General features: G+C 59.8%; 1 protein-coding gene. It reads right to left on the bottom strand.

What is annotated here, in order from left to right; translation table 11 throughout:
- Positions 1-642: DUF3488 domain-containing protein (locus tag A3730_RS07995; RefSeq protein ID WP_156501074.1), on the bottom strand; the 642-nt coding region annotated here is incomplete at its 3' end.
- Positions 643-716: the final 74 nt, after the last annotated feature.

Below are 716 nucleotides of genomic sequence, written 5' to 3'. Positions count from 1 at the left end.
TGACAGCTCGCTGATCTGTCCGGGGGCCATGCTGTCGGTCATCCCGGTGCGGGCTTTTCCGTTGCCCACCTGCATGTTCCACAGCGGCGCCACTCTGGGCACCAGCACAAACAGAATCAGCATCAAGGGGACCGCCTGGGCCATGATGATGCCGGCGCGTTTAAGGTGCTGCATGCCGCTGGCACGGGTATCGCTATGATTAATCCCCGCCAGACAGGCGGTGAGTAGCACCATGCACAGCAACACATAGAGGAACATCAGCGGGCTTTGCGAGAACAGCAACGACGTCGCACAAACGAAAAAACCCAGCACCAGCAAGACGTAGGCATCCCGCTGACTAACCACTTCCAGATACTTGAGCCCGAACAGCGACACCAGCAGGGCCACACCGGCTTCCGGGCCGTACAGGCGGCCGAAGCTGTAAAAGGTGAGCGCCACCGCCCCCATCAACAACAGGCTGCGGATAATACGCCCGGGCAACGCTATCCGCTGGCGGTTGACCAGGGCACGGATAATGATCACCAACGCAAACAGCCCCCCTTGCCAAAGCGGGCCTTTGAGTAACTGAGGCAGCGCACAGAACGTTACCGCAAGCGTCAGCCAAAGGCGGGTATGGGAAGGAACCTGGTAAATACGCGCCATCAGAACTCCGGGTAACAGGCCAGCGCATCCAGCAAGCGCCAGCGATGCACATCACCGGTATCCGGTGCCAATGT

The sequence above is a fragment of the Alcanivorax sp. HI0044 genome (assembly GCF_001634945.1).
The sequence above is the reverse complement of the archived record's forward strand: the minus strand, read 5'-3'. Positions and strand labels throughout refer to the sequence as shown.